Genomic DNA, 23,196 nt, shown 5'->3' with positions numbered 1-23,196 from the left:
GAAGCGATAAGAAAGATTTGTAATATGGCTACTGGTGGATGTTTAATATCAAGTGGTGTTGCAATGGGAATTAATAATGATTTTAATAATGCTTATGCAGTACCTACTATTATTGCTGGTGCAAGTGAAATAATCAATAATTTACTACCTATGGAAACAACACATCATAATCAAGAAATGCAAGAAACATCATTTAATGATGAAACTACAAGATTAATTAATGATAATAGATTTACTATTAATAGTGAAACAACTAGTCAATACGGTAGTGATAATATGAGCGAAGTACCATTAAATAATGATAATGCTTCATTAAATTGAGATTATAATCACATGAGTTTATAAAGGAGGTGAATAATTTATGAATAAAGAAAAAATAATTGAATATTATAATCAGGAAATAAAAACATATAAAGAAAGAATAGAAGAATTCAATAAAGAAATATCTGTATTAGTAGAAATTATAAGTAATTCACAATCAATGATTGAAAGAATTAATGGTGGTCAATTTGATGAATAATTAAAAATAAACAATTGAAAGGAAAATATTCAGATGAAAGAATTTTTACATGAATTAATAATTATTGGAACAAGTGTTGGAACATTAATTTGCAGAGAAATTATTGTTTTATTAAAAAGATTTATCACAACTCCAAAACATGTTAGAGCAAATAACAAAATTATAAAACATCAAAAAAAATTAGCAAAATTAAATGAAAAAATTAATAAAGAAAATAAATAATAAAGGGTGATGTAAATGTTAGAAAATGAAGATAATGTTCAACAAACAACTGAACCTTTAACTGAAAATAATGCTCAACAAGAAATAGAAAATAAAGTTAATGAAGCAGAAAATAAGTTAAATAAACTTAATCAAGAAATTAAAGAAAAAGAAATAATTAATATATTTAAAAAATATCAAGTTAAAACTGAATTTTATGATTTTTTAAAATTTAAAACTAATAATTTAGAAAATTCAAAAATTGAAGAAACTATTAAAAAAATTATTAAAGAACAACCAGTATTTAAAGAAATAATTAATACAGGTGGTAAACAACAAACAATAATAACAAATCAACAAAATTCAATAAAAAGTACATTATTGGATTATAAAAAAAATAATAATTTATAACAGAAAGGAAATCAAAAAATGGCAATACAATTCAATAAAAATTTAGATAATACCGAAAAATTAGTAGAAGCACCAGAGTTTATAGAATTTTATAAACAATCAAATTCACCATGAGCAAGTTTTTTTCCTATCGAAATGGTTAATTCAACAAAAATTGAATTTATAGTTAAAAAACCAAAAAATTTAGAAATTAAAGTATTAAAATGAAATGATAAAAGCAAAGGATTAGATGTTAGTTATGCTGAAACTGTTAAAATTTTAAAAGAAATTAAAGAAGAAGCGGTTGCGGGTGAAATAATTGCTAATGTTGATTTAAATGCTGAAAATGGACAAAATTTATTAAATACAATGCAATATGAAGTTGCTAATGACTTAGCAGATTATTTAGCAAATAATGATACAAATGTAATTGCAAAATATGCAACTAAAATAGATATTACTGATAAAACACCATTAGGATATTTAAAATCAATGTTAGATGCTTGAAATACTTTATTTCAACTAAGAAATAGTAATAATTGTCGTTTTTTTATTACTAATAATCTTTATGATACTATTGTTTATTTAGCCAATAATAAAGGTCTAATTACTGATAATCAAATTGCTCAACAATTAAGATTAAATGGAAATGATTTATACATCAAAGGTGTACTATGTCAAATTGTAATGGATGATTATATGACATTTACTGATAATAATGAAACTAAAATTATGTCTTTTGTTTTAGCAACACCAAGAGCAATGAAAAGATATATGTTACAAAATACAGTTGTATATGTTCAAGATATTGCTGATGGTAAAGTTGGAAGAAGATATTTAGTTGGTGGAGAAGTAACTGGTGAATCAATACCCTATATAACAGATGAAGAAACAACTTCACGCTGAATGTTATGTGCAATTGTTAATAATGATAAAAATGATTTAAAAACTAAAATTACAAGTTTAACAACTGATATTACTGCAAATGTTAATAACAATAATAGTGAATTAAATACACAAATAAAAAGTACTAATGAACTTAAATCATTAAATCCTAATTTAACAAATCCAACTATTAAATATTTTAGTGATGCACAAGGAAAAACTAATGTAAGTAATCAAAAACAAAAAGCAGGTGACTTATATATAACCATTACTGCTAATGTTAATGACTTAAATTATAAAGGAACAACAAATCCAATTAAAATAACTCTTAAATAAAGGAAATTAATATTATGCCAATCGGTACAACTAGTACAGCAATACTTTTAAACATAAATAAACCAAAACATACTAGAACAAGTAACCAACAAGAAAACAAAAGTTTTTGATGAGAAATTTTAGAAATGATTGGTGTACAAGTTATAGCAGTAGCACTTGCTCCTTTTACTGGTGGATTAAGTGAAAGTGTAGCCCTTGGATTAGGTGCAAGTGATTTAATTGCTAGTATTAGTGCTGTTGGTGTAGAATTTTTAACTGATTTTACTATTAATCAAGTTTATGATTATTTAAAAGGAAATGTAACACCATTAAATACTTTTTTTAATATATTACCAGCATTTGCTGGACTTAATAAAATTAGTCGTGGTTATCGTACAACTAAATTTATTAAGTTAGCACAAAAAACTAAAACATTAGAACAAGTTGGTATTAAAGAAGCAAAAAACTTACAAGAAATTATTAGTCAAGTAAGTGGAAAAGAAATTTTAACAGATAAAATTATTGGTAATAAACGTTATTTAATGAAGTATAGTTTTACTCCTAATCGTGAAACAGTATTACGAGATTTAGGATATGTTGCTGAAAGACAATATAAGAATAATTTTCAAAAACTAGAAACAGAAAAATTAATGGAACACTTATTATTACAAAATACATTAATAAAACTAAGTCCACAATTAACTCCTAAATTTAAAATTAAAGATATTGAAAAAGCAAATAACTTTTTTAAAAAATTTAATACTGATTTAAAAGAAGTATTAAAAATGAATCAACATGATTGATTAAATTTAGTTCATACAATACATACAGAAAATAGATATGGAAAAACTTTAATTTTAGATTTACAAAAAATTCGTGCTAATGCTATTAAATTTAATTTTAAAAATAATGTTATTCATCAACTTGTTTTAAAAGCAAATCAAACTTTTAAATATTTTGATATTAAATTTTATTTAAAAAAAGGTTTAAATAAATTTTGAAAAGATACACCATATTTTGAAAAAATACGAGAAAGTATATATAAATTACAAGAAAAATTTGAAAAGTTAGAAAAACAAGTATTTGAAAAAATTCAGAAATTAAAAGAAAAAGCAACTGATTTATTTACTAGTGCAGAAAAAAGAGCAATTAAACACGCACAATTAATTCCATTAAATTCACCAGTATTTATGGGTTGTAAAATTCAACCTTTGTCATTAGATAAATGTGCAATTACTATTTATCATTGTAATCCTAAGTATAAACCAATTACAGTTGTTGATAGTATTCTTAAAGCAAAAACTTTTGTTACTCAAATACATCCATTTCATTGATATCGTTGATATAGTGGTTGATACATTGGTTATGGAGTTAATCATAATAAATGATTAAAAGCAATAGCATTTGCTCCACCAGTGGTACAACAAGTAATTAGAGATAGTTTTAAAGTATATAGAGAAATATTTAGAACTATTAGAACTTATCATAAAGTAGTAAATATTATTAATAATCCTATTGAAAATATTAACAAATCATTTAAAAATGTTGGTTTAAAATTTAGTGTTAATACTTTATTTGGTACTGGATTATTACATCATTTAGAAAAATTTGCATATAGTCAAGTTGTAACAAAAAGTAAGAAAAATTTAAAAAAAGGTAAAAATAAAATACAAAAAGAAATTGAACATATAACACATAAAAAAACAAAAAAACATACTCATCATTATAAACAAGCATTTTTTAAGGAATGATAAATTATGATTAATAAACTTTGAACTGATGTCAGTCTTGAAAATTATAATAACTGATATCCATTAACTGGAAAAATTACAGAAACGCCACAGCAATATATACAAACATGACCAAATGCTAATGATTGATTTAAAACATTTGCTATTCGTGCTCAAAATGATATTAATGCTTATCTTAATTTTATTTTATCTAAATTTCCTTTTGATAGTTTTAAAGATGAATTAATTAAAGAAACATTAAGAGATATGGTTTATGTAATGGTAGAACATTGAGTATTTAATCGTACACCAATTGAATTTAATGTTGATGCTACTATTCAATTTAATAATGGTAATCAATTTAGTGCAAGTAGTATTCCTACAATTAATGTTTGAGATTTAGCACCTAGTAGAATGAAAATATGGGCAAGACTAACAGAATTAAAACAAATATTTTCAAGTTATAATGATGATGAAATAGATGTTGAAAAAATTGACTTAAAAGCATTTTATACTAGAAATCAAGTTGATGAATTAATTGAACAACAAAAAGAATTTACATTATTAAAACAAATTAAATTATATGATGATTTAGTTGATGATAATGAAAATGAAATATATAGAGGTCCTGTTAGTAAATTTATTAATAAAGGTTATGTTGCAACTGATTATGATAAAGAAACTGAAACAATGATTTTAGATTGACCTGATGAAATTGGTACATTACCCCCCGAAGCATTACAAAATAATCCACAAATTGGTGATTATACACATGCACCAACTTGTGATTTTTCTGCTAAACAACAAAAACGAATTACTACTAATGAAAATGAAATTACCAAATTAAATACTGAATTAATTAAAGCAAATGAAAATATTAATGATGTTAAAAATAATTGATTTAATATTGAAACTAGTCCTTTATGAAAAAAAGTTGAAAATAATAATATAGAAATATTTAAATGATATTTTATTAAAATCAGTTATCAATATTTAACAGAAAATAACTTTATGAAATTTTATAAAGTAATTAAAATTTATTTAAATAATGTTTTTAATGAATTTGAATTGCTAAATGTTGATTCCATGACGTATAGTGAACAAATCCAAAATAAAAGAATTTTAAATACCGGAACGATTTACTATGACAATAGAAATAAAAAATTTAGGGGTGATGGTAATTCCTATCCTGAACATGGAAAAATTAATTTAATTGGTGATATAGAAGAAATATATCAATATCAAGGAATAGATACACCAACTGAATTTATAACAGAAGAAAGTACTGAACATGATTATTACACAAAACTAGAAACTAATAATTTATTAGATAAAAAGCAAAATATCAATGATGATGCTTTACAAACAGTTTCTAAACAAATCGTTCCTGCAATTAATGAAATCAATAATAAAATTCCTAATTTATCTGATTATTATAAAAAAGAAGAAGTAGATAAAAAATTAGACAATAAAATGGATAAAGACCAATTCAAATATGCTTTTTCTATAAATACTATTGGTACTGAAATTCCTAATTTAGAAACTACTGATAAAACTGTTGCTGGTGCTATTAATGAATTAAAAGAAAAAATAAAAGATAAAAAATTTTCAAATGATTATTTTAAATATAATACTGAAACAAATGAAATTGCATTAAATGATGAAGAAAATTCATTACTTTGTAAAGATTTATTAGAAAATAATGAATATAAATTATTAAAAACTCAAAATAAAAAATTATTACAAGCCATTAATGAAATATTAGAAAAACAACCACAACCCAGTCCAAGTGGTTCAAATTGAAAAGAAGTAGGTAAAGTCGTAGTAGATAAAAATAATATTACACATATAGAATATATATTTAAAGATAAAACACATTATAGAATATATTATAGTTTTGGTGATTATACTAGTAAAGAAAATAATAAAAATTATAGTTGACAAATAATTAATTTTTATTATCAATTAGATACAAATGTTTTAAAAAGTAGTTTATGAATATCAAATAATAATGTTAATGCGGATACTGAAATTAATATTTATAATAATAGAATAATGTGGGGTATGGGTAGAGATTATATTTTTAAAAAATTAGAAGAATTACAGGAATAATATTATGTTTTTTAAAATTATAAAAATTATTTTAGGTTTAATTGGAGTAATTCTATCATCTGCAACTGCTGGCTTAATTATATTTATTATTGTCAAAATTATATTAAAAATTAATCAAATATTTTAAAGAAAGGTGGTAAATATTATGTTAGGTAGATTTTTTAGAAGAGATAAAACAAATACTAGTGATAATCAAAATGAAAAAGTAAAATTTTTAACTAATAAACACAAAAGTACGCATGCTTCAATTTTAAATTATTTTGGTTTTAATGATTTTAATCATGAGACATATTTTACTGATTTTGTGGCAGAAAATAATGCTAATTTATATAATGCTCCATTAGAAATAAATAATGAAACTATTAAACAATACTTAATTCAACAAGAATTTTACAGAAAAAATTGAAATTCTATTTTTAAATTAAGTAAATTAGGAATTAGTGGTTATTTAATTTATATTGCTAATGATGACTTATATTTTCAAGTAGTAGATATTCAACAAAGAGTTTATGATATTACTGGTAAATTAATTCAATGTACTATTTTTTATGATAGTTATAAACAAAATGCGCAAACTGTAAGATTATTTGAAGTTTATACGTTAAACAATGAACAAGTAACAATTAATCGTGCAATTTATAGTATTAATGATAATAAAAAACAATTTCCATTAGATTTTAAATCATTCATTAATAACCCTAATTTAGCACAAGAACAAACACTAAATATTAAGTATATACCAATAGCAATTATGCGAAATAAAGCAAATGAATTAGCAGATTGTGATAAAGTAATGGATAAAATTAAAGCATTAGATGTTATTTATGAACAAATTGTTTTAGATACTATTTTAAACTCACCAAAGTTTATTTTTAGTCAAACTTATGGTAATGTTCAATCAAGATTAGAAGAAGCAGTAAGAACATTAGTTACTAAAAACTACATATTTAAAAGTGGTGGAGATAATAATGAACAAAACGAAAATATCAATATGACAAATAGTAATTTTAAAGGTAAAAATTTAACTGATATATATGATTGAAATGTTAATGAAATATTTAAACGTTGTGGTATTCATATACCAAGTCAAAAGAAATCAGCACAACAATCAGTTCCCGAAAGTACAGCAGTAAATATTTCAACTATTAATTATATTGAACAAAAATTATGACAATTTAATATTGATATTCTTAAATTTATTCAAATATTAGTACGTTTAGATAAAGACTTATTAAATAGTAAAACATTTAATATTAATGATGAACAAGAAATTAATAATTTAACAGTTAAGTTAAAATTATTTAATCCAGAAAATAACCAATTAATAGGAGAGAACAATGGAAAACAACAACAAACCACAAACGAAGTTTCCACAGAAACAAACTAAACTTAATCAAGCAGAAGTAGAAAATGATTATTTAATTGATAATATTCCTTATGACTTTACTAATATGATGCGCGCTACTAGTGACCCAGATATTAATAGAGCATATGATGAATTTAAACTAAGAACTTTATATATTTATGAAATTGAACGTTTATTTAAAAATAATGAAAATAATAGTTTAAGATTTTCAGCAAATACTATTAAAATAGGTTTTATTGATATTGAAAAAGTATTAAAAACTACTGCTGTTGAAACATCAGACTTTACTATGCAATTAAATCAAAGAGCAAGTACTAATATTAATGATAATACTATTGAATATAGTATGACTGATATTAAAAATTTAATATTTCAAGAAATAAATTTATTAAATCAATTTAAATTGTATGCTGTGTCTATTAATGAACCATTAACTGAAAATAATATTGATAATTTATATATTATTAATAATTATTCACAACCTTATCAAAACCCAAAAACAAGAAGTACTAAAAGTATTACTATTATTAAAATTAAAGATTTTAAAACAAGAGATGGTTATCCAATCATTATTAAATTACAAAAACCATTAGATAAAGATACAAAAGTTATTGGTTTAAAAATTAAAGCCCCTAGAAGCATGATTTTTGGCAATATAAAGGTACTTGGTGAAGTTGATAATATGGAAGTATACCCAAAGTTATTTGTTAAAGATAAGATAGCATTTCCGCTATTATCAATGCCTATTGAAACTCAACCAAAAGTTAGAATATTACAACAATGATTTAGTGAACAAATCTTACCTTGAAATTTAGCAAAACAATTTATTGGACAAGAAAAATCAGTTTTAGATTTAATTAAAATTAGTAGTGGTTCTGTAACAAGAAGAGAAGTTATTAAAAATGCAAGAGTAACTCATGCTTGATTAGGATATGAGTTTAGTAATGTTTTAGGTGGTAAATGACCATTAAAAAGTCAAAAAGAATTAAAGGATAAAGAAGTTTGAGATTTTGTGGGTGAAAGTCAATTTTATCAATATGTTGTAACTAATAATAGATTTGATGACATTGAAATTGAAATTAAAGATGCACCAACTAATGATAGTTTACAACAATTATTATTAGATATGCTAAGTTACACATATAACTACAATAGAAATTTTGATGGTGCTACCTATAAAGATAATGGTAAACCGGATAATAAAATTGCAAAGTTAAAAGAAAAATTTGAAGGACAAAAACCTGATGATGTTATTACTAATTTATTTAAACAATGAAAATTAGATTATCCAGATTATATTAATTTAGAACAAGTTAACATTTTTAAACAAATATTTATTATGTTATCAAATAATATTTATTCTAGTATGTCTATTAATAAAGGTTTAAATGATGATAATAAAATTTTGTTACCATACTATTTTGAATTAAAATCAAGTCCAATACATCCTAGTGAAAATGATACTTGACAATTTAAAGACGTAAAAGTTATATTAAAATCTGCATATTTTGATTTTATAGATATAAATAATATTAAATTAAAAAATAATGATATTAGTCAAAATGAATTATTTAAACTTGATGATAATCAATTTAATTGATTATCTATTACAAACGAATTAGAAAGTAATAATATACCTTCATTAATTCCTGCTGACTGAACATTAGGTAATGGTGAATATGGAAAATACTTTACAAGAGCAATTATTGATAAAAGTAAAATTAAAAATGCTTTAAATTTATACGGTTCAAATAAATCTCAATTATTTTCTAAATTAGAATTTTATAAAGAAATTGCACAAATTGATAATACTAGTGAATTTGAATTACAAATAGAAAATCCGATTAATAATTTAAATCGGATTGAAATTAGCGGTATATTTGGTGCTGGTAATTATGATTTTATTTTAATTACTGATAAACAAGAAATAAACTTACAAAATATTAATTTATTTGATAAATATAATGAAAATATTTCTTATATAAATTTAGAAATTTAATTATCAAAATATCCTTCAGGATAAACACCATCCCATTTTATGTCATCACTATTTTCTGGTCTAATGTCAAAATGTAATTCTATTTTATGTTTATCATTTGTTTTATGTGACCATATAGTTGTTCCAGCCCCCCCAGTAAACATTATACTGATGTCCTAAATAATATTGTAAATCATTAGTTTTATGATGTGATATTGAACCAATTATTAAACCAGTTACTCCACTTACTGCACCAGTTAGTGCTAATGCTAATGTTATTTTACTTAAATTTGTTTTTATTCATGTTTTCATATTAAATTACTCCTTTTTTCCTTGATTTTATTTATAAATTGTACTATTTTTGATTATTTTTACAAGTATGCTTTTAAATGCAAAATAACGCCTAAATTAAAGTCGTTTATTTTGTGATACCTATACTATTAACTATATTTAAATTGTTTATTATATGGCAAATGTGAAGATGCTTTTTTTCACAGTAGCATTATTTTTACCCCTAATTACATTTTTATATGGATACAGTACATAAAATAAAGCATCATATGGGTCTTGGTACATATTTTTGTCTGGAATGTTAGTTTTGGTTTGGTCATAACGTAATTCTTCTAAACATTGAGTAGTCTTTGGTAAATCATTTTTATTTGCATAAAAGTTTCCATAACTCATAATGTTTCTCATTCAAACTACTCTATTAGTTAATCCTGCTTCTTGATTTAAATTTGAAGCATGTTTAATAGCAGTTTGTGTGATTAAAATAGTATTATGTTCATCTATTAATTTTTGATTTAATCAATCAATGGCAGTTCGTGCTTTATCATCATAAAAATAAATTGCTTGTTCAAAATTTTCAAAATTATCAATTAATCCTAAAATTTCATTAACATAAGCATTAATTTTTTCATTTTCATTTATAAAATGATTTGGAGTAACTACTAATTCACAAATAATATAAGCATCATAATAACCAGTATTATTATATTCTTTAAAACCCACTACTATAAATACAGTATGGTCTTTATGACCAGTTGCTCAATCCACACCAACTGAATAAAAATCAAATTTATACATATCTTTTTTTGAATTATAAAATTCTTTTAAATCATATGGTTGTCAGCACTTTACAGTTTTTTGAAATGGGAAAATTGTTGCATCACTATCTAAAAATTCAAAACCATAAAAAACAGTATTAAATTCATCAGGATTACTTTTTTTCATTTCTAATAATGTTCTTTTTTGAATATCTGGTAATTTATTTCAAAATGGTTGAATAGTAAATCTTAAAACAAATAAACCTAAACCACTAAACATATCTTGATTTTCATAATAAATTTTGCCATTTTTTTTAAGATTTTCCATCACTTTATCATTTAATGGTAAAAATGGCGTACAGTATTTTAAATAAAATGGATGATATTTATCATAAGGATTACATGTAAAAGTAATAAAGAAACTTTTATAAAAAAAGCGAGTAATCTTTTTTCCAAAATTAGGACTATATATATTTTTATCAATAAACGTTCAACTTCATTCTTTAATAGGTTCTTTTGATACTTTAATACGATTACTTCTAAACATAGAGTTTTGTAAACGTTCATATCGATATGTTAATTGCTTTTCAGTTAATGTTTCTTTTTCTTCTGCCATAATAATTTCATCTGTTCTTGAACCTAAAAAACTTGAACCACCTGCTTCTTTTCCAAAAATCTTATTACCATTAGTATAACCAATAAAGTCAATTTGTTGATTATTAGGAAAAATAATACAACCACCATCCTTAGTTATTTTTCATTTAATACCATGTGGATTATTAGGTAATAAATTAATATTATATTCATCTAATAAAACTTGACAAACATTCATTAAAGCGCCAATTGTAGTTTCATTATGAGTATTTTCATAGCGTCTTACTTCTTGAACACTACTATCACTAAAATTACAACATATAAATAAATCAAATGCTAAGCAGTTTCATGTTTTTCTTGTTCCACGTGCTGTTGGTATAAAACGATAAAAACAATTAGTAGTAAAATATTCTGCTCATTCATCACCAACAAATGCTTTAAAAATATCTCAACTAAAACCATAATTATTATCACTAAAATTAAGATTATATTTTTTATTCAGTTGTGCATAACTACTAATAAAAGCCATATTTTACTCCCTAATTTTTATAAACAATACAATTAAATTATTAACAAACAAAATTTTGAAAGGAACATTAAAAATGTTAAAACTACCATTCGTAAATCATTTTGATTGAGACAAACACTATTTTAATCAAGATGAATTAAATTTACAACAAACAGAAGAATTATTTAAAGAAATAGATGATTATTTATGAAGTACATGTAATAAATCTGAATATAAATCATATAGATTTAGAAAAAGAAAATTAAAAACAAAAAAAGGTTTATTAAATTATAAACGACGTATTTGTATACATTATAACCCAAAAACACAAAAAAAGGAATTTGTTTCATTGCTAGATAACTATCTTGGTGTTAAAAAGTATAGTAAATTAGCACCAGATGTTATTAAACAAATTTTAAAATATTTTGCTGATGATAAAAAGTATCGTGATGTTTGTGATACTTTTATTGAAGATTTAATAAGTAATAGTACAGTTTGCAGAACATATCAAAAATTTGAATTACCAAAAGTTAATATTCCTAAAATAGTATTACAACCAAATCAAACTTTATATATAAATATTGATGATGGTCATAGAAAATTTAAGTTTAATGAAAAACACAATACTAAAAATTGTAAAAAATGTTCTATGAGATTAATAGTATTTTGTACTGGTAAAAAGAAAAATGGAAAATTAATTAATAAAAGAGCGGCATGTAAAATAAGAGTATCAAAAACAGAAATTGGTGCTGAAAAAACTGCAAAATTAATTGAAAAATATGGTAATTTATTTTTTGAAAATTTTGAACAAGCAAATTTAGTAGTTTGTGGAGATAGCGCAAAATGAATTAGAAAAACTGCTACAATTTTAAATGCTAAATTTATTTTAGATAAATTCCATGCTTTTCATGTTTTATTTCTTGGTATAATGGCTGGAAGAAGAAAAAATAAAATTGCTAAATTACACTATCAAAATGCAATAAATTTATTTGAAAAAGGTCAATATTATGAATTAATTGATTTTTTACAATCATTAACTTTGCAATATAAAAAATTAAAAGTTGGTTATTTTATTAATGCAAAAGATGGTGTATTAAACCAAGCACTAGTTGAAAATATTGGTTGCTTTACTGAAACAAATATTAAACAAATTTTAAAGCATATGATTGGTGATAGAACCTATAACATTGATATGTATACAAAAATGGTTAATTTTAAATGCTATCAAATAAATACAGTAATACAATTATTATAATTAAAAATCCCTAAATTAGGGATTTGCCTAAGAGACCACGTACTTTACATACGCTTAGTAATCATAACGGTATACGGTTTATCTTAAAGGACTTTATTACATTATAACATATTAAAAACTTATTAAAATTAATTTTAATAAGAATTTTTGAGTTATAAAATTAAGTATTATTATTGACTAATATTTTTCAAGTGTTAAGATTAACATACAATTGCATATTGAAGTCAAAATTATTCTCGTCTAAACCTATAATTTAAAGACAAATTTGAATATTATTGACAACATCGGTACGCTCCCAATACTTTTATTAAATGAGTGAGCATTAAAAAACATAACACCCATATTTGTTACTTTTGAAGTATTTCATTTTCAAATACTTTTATTAAATGATGCAGCACCATAAAACATAGCTCACATAGTTGTTACTTTAGAAGTATTTCAATTTAGAATTTCTTGGTTAAATGCTGAAGCACCATAAAACATGCCATCCATATTTGTTATATTAGAAGTGTCTCACTTTGACATATTTTGGTTAAATTTTGATGCATTAAAAAACATATCGCATAGAGATGTTATTTCTTGTGGTAATTGTTCTGGCACTTTTTCGATTGTTTTTGGCATTCTGACAACTTGAATTTCTTCTTTCTCATTTTTATAAAATCCAATTTGAATGATTTCTTTACTATCTATGTCTGTTAAAAAATGTTGATTAGTTGTTACTTGCTTTCCATCTTTATCAATGTAAATTGTATCTTGCTGTGTTTTATTTTGAATATAGTTAGTTGTAATATTATTTTTTTGTATAGTTGAGTTTAAGAAACTCGTTAAATTTCCTGTGGTTGTTGCAAGCGTTAAAACACTTAATGTTTTGATTAATATTTTCATTAAGTTCTCCTTTATTTGTTTTTCCCCAATAACTTCTTAAGTTTAAGAAGTTAATTATATTTTAAGTCATTTAAAAATAAATGCAATAAGTGTTTAGTTTATGATAGAAATAAAAAATAACTAATCTCATTAATGAGATTAGTTATTTTTAAATATAAAAACTTATTTAAATGGAGAACTATATGGATTGCTATTTGCCCTTCTTTCTCATTGAGAACAACTAGGTGTTTCATTAATTTTGATTTTATTAGTTTCATTCCATGAACCTTTTAACTTTTCACCAGTTTTTAAAACTGTATCAAAAACTATACCAAAAGTTCCATCATGATAAATAGATGGTTCATTCATACGTACATGTTTTAATTTTGCAAATTCTTGACTTTTTAATGCTTCTCGTTGTTTTCTTTCTTCTTGACAATATGGTCTATTTTTTATTACTTCTATTTGTTTATAATTATTTATTCATTTTTTTCTTCTTTTCGTAATTTTTGTTCTAATGGTTTTATAATATTATTTGTTTCAACTACTCGTTCTGCTTCTGTTATCCAATTTATTTTATCTAATTTTTCTCATTCAAAATATATTTTTTGTTGTAAATATTTTTGATTTTCAGAAGAATTTTTCATTTTTCTTTGGCATTCTTCTATTTCTTTTTTATTTCCTTTAGTTAAATTTTTAAACATTTATGTTTCCCACCTTTTTAAAATAAAAACTCATTACTTTAAAATAAAGTAATGAGTTTTTTATAAACTAAACATTATTTAGTTTTAATAAATTATACTAAAAAAACTAAAAAGGTGTTGATTAAACTTTTTTAGATTATTTTTTATTTTCTTTAATTAGTATGAAAAGTTATAAAATTAAATTTAATTTTTAAAATAAAAAACCAGTCATTAAAAATATTAATGTTGTTACTAAATTAACAATATATTATAATAACTATTATTATTTAAAAAAAGGAGAATATATGGAAAATAAAGAAAAAATTCCAACAGCTCATATTAAAGCTGCTCGTGATCAAATTGCAAAAGTAGTAATTATGCCAGGCGATCCATTACGTGCTCAATTCATTGCTTCTAATTTTTTACAAGATTGAAAACAAGTAAATAATGTTCGTAATATGCTAATGTTTACTGGAAAATATAAAGGATATAATATTACTATTGCTGCTAGTGGTATGGGTATGCCTTCAATTGGTATATATTCATATGAGTTATTTAAATTTTATGATGTTGACTGTATTATTCGTGTTGGTAGTGCTGGTTCATATCAAAAAGATGTTAAAGTTTATGATATTATTAATACTACTAAAGTATATAGTGAATCTACTTTCGCTAAATATGCTGCTAATATTGATGAAAATCAAATTGAATCTGTTGGTAATATTAGCAAAATTATTAATAAAGTGGCACAAAAAATTGATAATGAATTTGATCAGCAAAAAAATGAAAATTCTTCGTATATAGTAAGTGAAAAAATAAATTTAAGATCAGGTTTAATTCATTCAAGTGATGTATTTTATCGTATTAATGATAATGATTATAAAACTAATCCTTTAATTAGCAAATGCTTAGCAGTAGAAATGGAATCTTTTGCTTTATTTGCTAATGCAAAACATTTAGAAAAAAATGCTGCTTGTTTATTAACAATTTCTGATTCTTTTATTACCGGTGAATCAATTTCAGCAACATTACGCGAAACTAGTTTTAAAAAAATGATGATTTTAGCTTTAGAATCAGCAGTTGCTTATTATAAAGAAGAGGATATTGATGATAATCTTAGCAATAGAAACTAGTTGTGATGAAACTAGTGTTGCTGTTATTAAAGATAAAAATGTTTTAAGTAATATTATTGCTTCACAAATTAAGCTTCATCAACAATATGGTGGTGTTGTTCCAGAATTAGCAGCACGAGCTCATAGTGAAAATATTGCTACTGTCTTACAAACAGCAATTGAAAAATCTAACATTTCAATTATGGATATTGATTTTATTGCTTATACTAATACTCCTGGTCTTGCTAGTTGTTTACATGTAGGTAAAATTATAGCAGAAACTATTGCTGCTTATTTAGAAAAGCCATTGCTTCCATGTAATCATTTGTATGGACATTTGTATGCTTCTTTAATTAATAATGAATGAGAATTTCCAGTACTTGGTTTATTAGTTAGTGGTGGTCATACACAGTTGATGTTGGCAAATGAACATTTAAATTTCACTATACTTGGTCAAACATTAGATGATGCTGTTGGTGAATGTTATGATAAAGTTGCAAGAATGTTAGGTTTAAAATATCCCGGTGGTCCTGAAATTGAACGAAGTGCTAAATTGGGAAAGCCAACTTATAAATTACCATTACCTAAAAATGATAATAGTTTAGATTTTAGTTTTAGTGGTTTAAAATCAGCATGTGCTAATTTGATAAATAAAGAAAAAGGTAAGTTACAATTTAATAATTTTGCAGCTTCTTTTCAAACAACAGTTATTCAAGTGTTAATTAATAAAATTGAATTAGCATTAAAAAAACATAATCCAAAAACTTTAGTTTTATCAGGAGGAGTTAGTGCTAATCAGCAATTAAGATTAGCAGTATTAGATTTAAAAAATAAATATCCAAATTTAAAAATAATTGTTCCAAAATTAGAATACTGTACTGATAATGCAGCAATGATTGGTATTCTTGCAAGTTATCAAATTGAACATAAGTAAGGGTGAACTCATGATTATTGGTATTATTGGTGAAGCGGGAGTAGGTAAGACAACCGCTACAAATTTTTTTCAAAATAAAGGTGCGTATGTTATTTTTGTTGATAAAGTTGTTAAACATATTTATACACTAAAAGAAACAAAAAAAGCATTAATTAATGAATTCGGTAATACTTTTATTAATAGTGATAAAACAATTAATAAAATAAAATTACGGTATGAAGCGTTTCAACACCCTCATATTTTACGTAAATTAGAAAATATTATTTGACCAAAAATGGTAAAAATTGTTGAAGAAGATATTATTCGTAATAAAATACACCAAGAATTAATTGTTATTGATTGTGCAGTATTATTTAATGCAAATTTAAATTTATTAGTTGATAAAATTCTTTTAATTGAGGCTGAGGAAGATAAAAAAATCCAACGAATAAAAGAACGTGATAATGTTAATGATTTACAAGTTATTTCACTATTAAATCAACAAAAAAAATATTTAATTTTAAATAAAGATATTGATTTTATTGTTAAAAATAACGGCACTATTAATGATTTTATTAAACAATTACAAAAAGTTGAAAAAAAATTATTAACAAATAAAGTATAAAGATTAATGTTTTTTTACTTTAAAAAACAATAGTAAAATATATTAAATTATTTTTGTATATTAAAATGAAAATTTTCATAATAAAAAAATTAATAATAATTTTAAAATAGTTGAGGTTAAAAAAATACATAGTAATGTATTTATAAATTACCAAAATTGTTTTTCTTGTAGTAGAATATTTATACAACTAAATAACAAGGAACTTTAGATGTTCGGGAAAAAGATGAGAATTCTTTGCTGCCCCAGCAACTGTGATGTTGATGAACGTTACAAAACCATTGAAGATAAAACTTTGAGAAGGGTAACAAGTAAAATGAAGCTAAGCCAGTAGACCGGTCTAATTTTTTAAGTGATATTATATTCCTGGGTGTGAATTAATGATTATTTTTAATAATTACTTTTATTTTTTAATATTTGTAATTTTAATAAAGTAATTTTTAATAATGACAACATCCTTTATATAATATAGGGGATGTTTTTAGTTGTGTAATTAAGTAGAGGGGTAATAATAAATGGCAAAAGATAACAAATATTTTCAACAATCACAGTCACCATTAGAGTATATTATGAAAAATTTTAATGGAAAAATGCGATCTGTAAATTGAAATGTAATCAATGATGAAAAAGATTTAGAAGTTTGAAATCGTATTACTCAAAATTTTTGGTTACCAGAAAAAATTCCTGTTTCTAATGACTTGACTTCTTGAAAAACATTAAATCCAAAATGACAAGAGTTAATAACAAGAACATTTACAGGTTTAACTTTATTAGATACAATTCAGGCAACGGTTGGTGATATTGCACAAATACCTAATTCTTTAACTGATCATGAACAAGTTATTTATACAAATTTTGCTTTTATGGTAGCAGTTCATGCTCGATCATACGGAACAATTTTTTCAACTTTATGTTCTAGTGAGCAGATTGAATCTGCTCATGAGTGAGTAATTAATAATGAAAGTTTACAAGCCAGAGCACGTGCACTAATTCCTTATTATACAAGTGATGATCCTTTAAAATCGAAAGTAGCTGCCGCTTTAATGCCAGGTTTTTTATTATATGGTGGTTTTTATTTACCATTTTATTTATCTGCTCGTAGTAAATTACCTAATACTTCAGATATTATTAGATTAATTTTACGTGATAAAGTTATTCATAATTATTATAGTGGCTATAAATATCAAAGAAAAGTTGAAAAATTACCAAAAGAAAAACAAGAAGAAATGAAAAAATTTGTATTTGATTTATTGTTTAAATTAATTGATTTAGAAAAGCAATATTTGACAGAATTATATCAAGAATTTAATTTAGCTGAAGACGCTATTAAGTTTAGTTTATATAATGCTGGTAAGTTTTTACAAAATTTAGGATATGATTCACCTTTTAGTGAAGAACAAACAAGAATTAAACCGGAAATTTTTAATCAATTATCAGCTCGAGCTGATGAAAATCACGATTTCTTTTCAGGTAATGGTTCATCTTATGTAATGGGCATTACTGTAGAAACGCAAGATGAAGATTGAGAATTTTAATTTTAAAGGAGTAAAAAAATGCATAATGATGTTGTAAAAGTTTCAAACCAAAAAATATTAAAGCCAGAAGGAAAAATTCATGTTGTTTATTTTTCTTCTTTGTCAAATAATACTCATCGTTTTATTCAAAAATTAGAGGTTTTAAATTCAAGAATTCCTCACGATTTACAAGAGGAAATTTTAGTTGATAAAGATTATGTGTTAATAACACCAACATATAGTGGGGGTGGTGATATTAAAGAAGGGGCAGTTCCTAAACAGGTAATTAAATTTTTAAATAATAAGCAAAATCGTAATTTTTGTCGTGGTGTTATTGCGTCGGGGAATACTAATTTTGGTGATACTTTTGCAATTGCTGGGCCAATTCTTTCAAAAAAATTAAATGTCCCACTATTATTTCAATTTGAATTATTAGGAACTCAAAATGATGTATCAACAATAAAAAATATATTAGTAGATTTTTGAGATAAAGATAAAAAAAATACTAATGAAATAAATACTTTATCTGGAACTTTAGAAAGTGATGAATATGTTACTTTAAATGCTAGAGCAAAAACTACTAATAATGCACAATTTGATTTGCAAGCAGCACAATCTTATATGAAAAATCATATTAAACCAAATTTATTGCTTTTTAAAACCGTTAAAGAAAGAATAGAATATTTAGTAAAAAATCAATATTATGATGAAACAATAATTAATAAATATTCAATTACGGAAATTGAACGATTAACAAATGAAGCATACAGTTTTAATTATCAGTTTACAAGTTTTATGGGTATTTTAAAATTTTATAATTCTTATGCTTTAAAAAGTTTTAATGGTAAACAATATTTAGAAAATTATGAAGATAGAGTTGTTATGAATAGTTTATTTTTTGCAGATGGTAATATTGAACATGCTAGTAAAATTTTAAGACAAATTATGTCTGGTAGATTTCAACCAGCTACTCCCACATTTTTAAATGCAGGGAAAAAACAAAGAGGTGAATACACTTCATGTTATCTTTTACGAATTGAAGATAACATGGAATCAATTGCTCGAGCTATTACTACTTCATTACAGTTATCAAAACGTGGTGGTGGAGTTGCTTTGTGTTTAACAAATTTAAGAGAATTTGGAGCGCCAATTAAAAATATTAAAAATCAAGCAACAGGGGTTATCCCGGTTATGAAAATTCTTGAAGATTCATTTTCATATGCTAATCAACTAGGTCAAAGACAAGGTGCTGGGGCAGTTTATTTAAATGTTCATCATCCAGATATTATGTTATTTTTAGATTCAAAGCGTGAAAATGCAGATGAAAAAATTCGTATTAAATCAATGTCTTTAGGAGTAGTTATTCCTGATATTACTTTTGAATTAGCAAAAAATAATGAACAGATGGCACTTTTTAGTCCTTATGATATTGCAAAAGTTTATGGTAAAGCAATGACAGATATTTCTATTACTAAAGAGTATTATAATATGTTAAAAAACCCTGATATTAGTAAAAATTTTATTAGTGCTCGCAAATTATTTCAAATGATTGCTGAATTACATTTTGAAAGTGGATATCCTTATTTATTATTTGATGATACAGTAAATAAAAATAATGCTCATCCTGGTAGAATTGTTATGAGTAATTTGTGCAGTGAAATTATTCAAGTAAGTACAGCTAGTGAATTTAATAGTGATTTAAGTTTTAAAGAAATTGGTGAAGATATTAGTTGTAATTTAGGAAGTATTAATATTGCAAAAGTAATGGAAAGTGGAAGTGAATTTGGTGAGGTTATTTTTCAAGCAATTCATTCATTAGACCATGTATCAAGAAGTAGTGATTTTTCTAGTGCTCCATCAGTTGCATATGGAAATAAAAAAAATCATGCTTTGGGTTTAGGCGCTATGAATTTACATGGATTTTTAGCAACAAATCATATTTTTTATGATTCAAAAGAAGCAATTGATTTTACTAATATTTTCTTTTATGTTATGGCTTATCATGCTTTTAGTGCTTCAAATAAATTAGCATTAAAATTTGGAAGTTTTAGTGGATTTAAAAATTCAAAATTTGCTGATGGTTCATATTTTGATAAATATATAAAATGTCAGTCAGATAAATGAACTCCTGAAACAAAAAAAATACAAGAATTATTTGCAAAATATAACATTATGATTCCAACTCAGAAGCAATGAAAAGAATTAGTAATAAAAATTAAAGAAACAGGATTGGCTAATTCACATTTAATGGCAGTAGCACCCACTGGTTCAATTAGTTATTTATCTTCATGTACACCAAGTCTACAACCGGTAGTTGCTCCTGTTGAGGTACGAAAAGAAGGGAAATTAGGTCGTGTTTATGTTCCTGCTTATAAGATTGATGATAATAATTTAGCATATTACACTGCAGGTGGATATGAATTAGGCCCTAATCCAATTATTGATATTGTAGCAGCAGCACAACAACACGTTGATCAAGCAATTTCTTTAACTTTATTTATTACTGATAAAGCGACAACTCGTGATTTAAATAAAGCTTATATTAGAGCCTTTAAAAAAGGTTGTTCATCAATTTATTATGTTCGTATTCGTCAAGAGGTTTTAGAGGATAGTGAAAATTATCAATGCAATGTTTGTGTTGTATAAATTAATTAAATTATTGAATAGTGGTTTCAAGTAATAAATAAATTTGTAACAAATTTAGTAATATATTATTTATTTAATTTAAAAAATAGTGAAATTTTATTTTGGAATATAGGATTTTTAAAAAAAAATTAAAAAATACATAGTAAATTTTAAAATTAAAGTTATAATAATAATTGTAAAAAAAATAATTATTATAACTTTGGAGTGGTACTCAAGAGGCTGAAGAGGACTGATTGCTAATCAGTTAGGACGGGAAACTGTCGCGAGAGTTCGAATCTCTCCCATTCCGCCATTATTTAAAAAGCATTAATTGCTTTTTTTACTTTTAAATAATAAATTTATTAATAATTAGATATAATTTAATAAAGAACTCTTTATATTAAGGAGAAATCATGCGTAAACGAGTAAACTTACTTTTATCATTAATCTTATATATTGCTTTGATTGCAACAATAGTTTTCGTTATATTTAATTATATTAAATATTCATGAATTATTTTGATGATAATTATTACTTTAACTATTTTAACTGGTATTATTATTTTTATTACCAATCGTATGCAAGATGCAAAACTATCATGAATTATGGTTACCTTATGTTTGCCAATCATCGGTATTTTTTTATATTGAACTTTTGGTCGTCCTTATCGTTATCGACGAAAACAAAAAGCTTATTTAAAAACAAATAGTTATTTTTATACCCAAGAAGATTGAACTTTTGCTAATTCAATTTTAGAATCAAAAAAAATAACTTTGAGTGATGATACTTTATCTTTATTTAACTATACAACAAGAATTTCTCATCGACCATTTTATAATAATACTGATGTTCAAATTTTAAATAATGGTCCTAATAAATTTGTTAAATTAATTGAAGATTTAAAACAAGCAAAAAGTTATATTTTTATTAATTATTTTATTCTTGGTGAAGGGGAACTATTAGAAGTAATTATTAATGTTTTAAAAGCAAGGATTGAAGCAGGAGTTAAAGTTTATATGATTTATGATGCTGTTGGTTCATATTTTAGTTTATCTAAATATAAAATATGAAAAATGAAAAAAATGGGAATTATTATTCATAAATTTTCACCAGTTAGATTACCATTTATGACAGGAAATTATAATTTTCGTAATCATCGTAAAGATATCATTATTGATGGGAATATTGGCTATGCTGGTGGAGTTAACTTAGCAGATAACTATATTTATCTTTCTGCAAAGTATGGCTTTTGAAGAGATACCCAAATTAGAATTGTCGGTGAAGCTGTTAAATCAATTGATTTAATATTTAGACAAGATTGGCATTTTATTACTGGTAATATTCTTGATATTAGTGCTGAAAAATCTGAAATAAAAATTAAAAATAATATTATTGTCCAAGTAATTGATGATGGACCGATTACTAAAGAAACAATTCAAAAAGATTTATTTATTAAATTTATTAGTAATGCTAAAAAGCGAGTTTGAATTAGTACTCCTTATTTAATTCCAACTAGCGATTTAATTACTGCATTGCGTAATAGTGCTTATTCTGGTGTTGATGTTAGATTATCATTACCCGGAATTACTGATAAATTTTTATCATTAGATATGTCAAGAACTTATTATGATTCATTGATTGAGTCAGGTGTTAAAATTTATGAATATAATAATGTTTTTAACCATTCTAAGTCTGGTATTTTTGATGATGATATTACTATTATTGGTTCAACTAATCTTGATTATCGTAGTCTTTATTCAGACCATCAAACTTTAGTAATTGTTTATGATAGTAAAACAAATAGTGATTTATCTGCTTCATTTGAAAAAGATTTTATTCATTCTAGTTTAATTATTAGTAATCCACTACTACATCGTAGTTTTGCCTATCGGGGTGTATTTTTATTATTGCTTAGAATTTTAGCACCATTATTTTAAAAAAATTTAGTATAATTAGGTAAATA

The 23,196-nt window shown here is 23.9% G+C and carries 23 protein-coding genes, 1 tRNA gene and 1 riboswitch; of the genes, 18 read left to right on the top strand and 6 right to left on the bottom strand.

Annotated features, from left to right (window positions below; translation table 4 throughout):
• Nucleotides 1-24: 24 nt before the first annotated feature.
• From AACK81_RS07260 to AACK81_RS07215, 10 genes are read left to right on the top strand one after another with little or no spacing between them, the layout of a single operon-like run.
• Nucleotides 25-345, top strand: a complete 321-nt coding sequence (locus tag AACK81_RS07260) for a hypothetical protein (protein ID WP_338961097.1) — start codon at nucleotides 25-27, stop codon at nucleotides 343-345.
• A 16-nt stretch (nucleotides 346-361) separates the two neighbouring features.
• Nucleotides 362-520: a hypothetical protein gene (locus tag AACK81_RS07255; protein ID WP_281749444.1), complete on the top strand. Its 159-nt coding sequence runs from the start codon at nucleotides 362-364 to the stop codon at nucleotides 518-520.
• Between the two features lie 33 nt (nucleotides 521-553).
• Complete coding sequence (locus AACK81_RS07250) at nucleotides 554-742, top strand: hypothetical protein (protein WP_174480113.1); 189 nt, start codon at nucleotides 554-556, stop codon at nucleotides 740-742.
• Nucleotides 743-757: 15 nt separating this feature from the next.
• Nucleotides 758-1,132, top strand: a complete 375-nt coding sequence (locus AACK81_RS07245) for a hypothetical protein (protein ID WP_338961095.1) — start codon at nucleotides 758-760, stop codon at nucleotides 1,130-1,132.
• 18 nt (nucleotides 1,133-1,150) lie between these two features.
• Entirely contained in the window at nucleotides 1,151-2,332 is a 1,182-nt protein-coding gene (locus tag AACK81_RS07240) for a hypothetical protein (RefSeq protein WP_338961093.1), read from the top strand.
• Nucleotides 2,333-2,346: 14 nt separating this feature from the next.
• Complete coding sequence (locus tag AACK81_RS07235) at nucleotides 2,347-4,065, top strand: hypothetical protein (protein ID WP_338961092.1); 1,719 nt, start codon at nucleotides 2,347-2,349, stop codon at nucleotides 4,063-4,065.
• Nucleotides 4,066-4,068: 3 nt separating this feature from the next.
• The gene (locus AACK81_RS07230) at nucleotides 4,069-6,153 is read left to right on the top strand and encodes a hypothetical protein (RefSeq protein ID WP_338961090.1); all 2,085 of its coding nucleotides are present in this window, start codon (nucleotides 4,069-4,071) and stop codon (nucleotides 6,151-6,153) included.
• A gap of 4 nt (nucleotides 6,154-6,157) precedes the next feature.
• Nucleotides 6,158-6,280: a hypothetical protein gene (locus AACK81_RS07225; protein ID WP_255495924.1), complete on the top strand. Its 123-nt coding sequence runs from the start codon at nucleotides 6,158-6,160 to the stop codon at nucleotides 6,278-6,280.
• A gap of 18 nt (nucleotides 6,281-6,298) precedes the next feature.
• Complete coding sequence (locus AACK81_RS07220; RefSeq protein WP_338961089.1) at nucleotides 6,299-7,540, top strand: hypothetical protein; 1,242 nt, start codon at nucleotides 6,299-6,301, stop codon at nucleotides 7,538-7,540.
• Nucleotides 7,491-9,518, top strand: a complete 2,028-nt coding sequence (locus AACK81_RS07215) for a hypothetical protein (RefSeq protein ID WP_338961087.1) — start codon at nucleotides 7,491-7,493, stop codon at nucleotides 9,516-9,518. Before AACK81_RS07220 ends, AACK81_RS07215 begins: the two co-directional genes overlap by 50 nt.
• Here AACK81_RS07215 and AACK81_RS07210 read toward each other — a convergent pair.
• The 3 genes from AACK81_RS07210 to AACK81_RS07200 form a co-directional block, all read right to left on the bottom strand.
• On the bottom strand, nucleotides 9,515-9,661 hold the full coding sequence (locus tag AACK81_RS07210; RefSeq protein WP_338961086.1) for a hypothetical protein: 147 nt from the start codon (nucleotides 9,659-9,661) through the stop codon (nucleotides 9,515-9,517). The two genes, AACK81_RS07215 and AACK81_RS07210, sit on opposite strands and share 4 nt — an antisense overlap.
• Entirely contained in the window at nucleotides 9,621-9,809 is a 189-nt protein-coding gene (locus AACK81_RS07205) for a hypothetical protein (RefSeq protein ID WP_338961085.1), read from the bottom strand. The genes AACK81_RS07210 and AACK81_RS07205 overlap by 41 nt, the downstream gene beginning before the upstream one ends.
• A gap of 150 nt (nucleotides 9,810-9,959) precedes the next feature.
• Nucleotides 9,960-11,666 (bottom strand): hypothetical protein, encoded by a 1,707-nt coding sequence (locus tag AACK81_RS07200; RefSeq protein ID WP_338961083.1) that lies wholly within the window; start codon nucleotides 11,664-11,666, stop codon nucleotides 9,960-9,962.
• 73 nt (nucleotides 11,667-11,739) lie between these two features.
• On the opposite strand from AACK81_RS07200, the gene AACK81_RS07195 reads away from it, so the two are divergent.
• The gene (locus tag AACK81_RS07195) at nucleotides 11,740-12,900 is read left to right on the top strand and encodes an Mbov_0401 family ICE element transposase-like protein (RefSeq protein ID WP_338961082.1); all 1,161 of its coding nucleotides are present in this window, start codon (nucleotides 11,740-11,742) and stop codon (nucleotides 12,898-12,900) included.
• Nucleotides 12,901-13,146: 246 nt separating this feature from the next.
• On the opposite strand, the gene AACK81_RS07190 is transcribed toward AACK81_RS07195, so the two are convergent.
• The 3 genes from AACK81_RS07190 to AACK81_RS07180 form a co-directional block, all read right to left on the bottom strand.
• Nucleotides 13,147-13,785: a BspA family leucine-rich repeat surface protein gene (locus AACK81_RS07190; protein ID WP_338961081.1), complete on the bottom strand. Its 639-nt coding sequence runs from the start codon at nucleotides 13,783-13,785 to the stop codon at nucleotides 13,147-13,149.
• 162 nt (nucleotides 13,786-13,947) lie between these two features.
• Nucleotides 13,948-14,133 carry a hypothetical protein gene (locus AACK81_RS07185; protein WP_338961079.1) on the bottom strand — a complete coding sequence of 62 codons (186 nt, stop codon included), beginning with the start codon at nucleotides 14,131-14,133 and terminating at the stop codon, nucleotides 13,948-13,950.
• Between the two features lie 110 nt (nucleotides 14,134-14,243).
• Nucleotides 14,244-14,468 (bottom strand): hypothetical protein, encoded by a 225-nt coding sequence (locus tag AACK81_RS07180; protein WP_338961078.1) that lies wholly within the window; start codon nucleotides 14,466-14,468, stop codon nucleotides 14,244-14,246.
• A 284-nt stretch (nucleotides 14,469-14,752) separates the two neighbouring features.
• On the opposite strand from AACK81_RS07180, the gene AACK81_RS07175 reads away from it, so the two are divergent.
• The 7 genes from AACK81_RS07175 (at nucleotide 14,753) to cls (ending at nucleotide 23,170) form a co-directional block, all read left to right on the top strand.
• Nucleotides 14,753-15,580: a purine-nucleoside phosphorylase gene (locus AACK81_RS07175; RefSeq protein WP_286642056.1), complete on the top strand. Its 828-nt coding sequence runs from the start codon at nucleotides 14,753-14,755 to the stop codon at nucleotides 15,578-15,580.
• Nucleotides 15,555-16,493 (top strand): tRNA (adenosine(37)-N6)-threonylcarbamoyltransferase complex transferase subunit TsaD, encoded by a 939-nt coding sequence (gene tsaD / locus AACK81_RS07170; RefSeq protein WP_338961077.1) that lies wholly within the window; start codon nucleotides 15,555-15,557, stop codon nucleotides 16,491-16,493. The genes AACK81_RS07175 and tsaD overlap by 26 nt, the downstream gene beginning before the upstream one ends.
• Nucleotides 16,494-16,503: 10 nt before the next feature.
• Nucleotides 16,504-17,097 (top strand): dephospho-CoA kinase, encoded by a 594-nt coding sequence (coaE, locus tag AACK81_RS07165; protein WP_338961076.1) that lies wholly within the window; start codon nucleotides 16,504-16,506, stop codon nucleotides 17,095-17,097.
• Nucleotides 17,098-17,286: 189 nt separating this feature from the next.
• Nucleotides 17,287-17,452, top strand: a riboswitch (cobalamin riboswitch).
• A gap of 157 nt (nucleotides 17,453-17,609) precedes the next feature.
• On the top strand, nucleotides 17,610-18,629 hold the full coding sequence (gene nrdF / locus AACK81_RS07160; protein ID WP_252319910.1) for a class 1b ribonucleoside-diphosphate reductase subunit beta: 1,020 nt from the start codon (nucleotides 17,610-17,612) through the stop codon (nucleotides 18,627-18,629).
• Nucleotides 18,630-18,647: 18 nt separating this feature from the next.
• Nucleotides 18,648-21,254: a class 1b ribonucleoside-diphosphate reductase subunit alpha gene (nrdE, locus tag AACK81_RS07155; protein ID WP_281748958.1), complete on the top strand. Its 2,607-nt coding sequence runs from the start codon at nucleotides 18,648-18,650 to the stop codon at nucleotides 21,252-21,254.
• A gap of 201 nt (nucleotides 21,255-21,455) precedes the next feature.
• Nucleotides 21,456-21,546: transfer RNA gene (locus tag AACK81_RS07150), tRNA-Ser, on the top strand.
• A 100-nt stretch (nucleotides 21,547-21,646) separates the two neighbouring features.
• Entirely contained in the window at nucleotides 21,647-23,170 is a 1,524-nt protein-coding gene (gene cls, locus AACK81_RS07145) for a cardiolipin synthase (RefSeq protein WP_338961075.1), read from the top strand.
• Nucleotides 23,171-23,196: the final 26 nt, after the last annotated feature.

Origin of the sequence: Spiroplasma endosymbiont of Lasioglossum villosulum (assembly GCF_964020195.1) — a bacterium.
GTDB lineage: Bacteria > Bacillota_I > Bacilli_A > Mycoplasmatales > VBWQ01 > Spiroplasma_E > Spiroplasma_E ixodetis_A.
The sequence above is the reverse complement of the archived record's forward strand: the minus strand, read 5'-3'. Positions and strand labels throughout refer to the sequence as shown.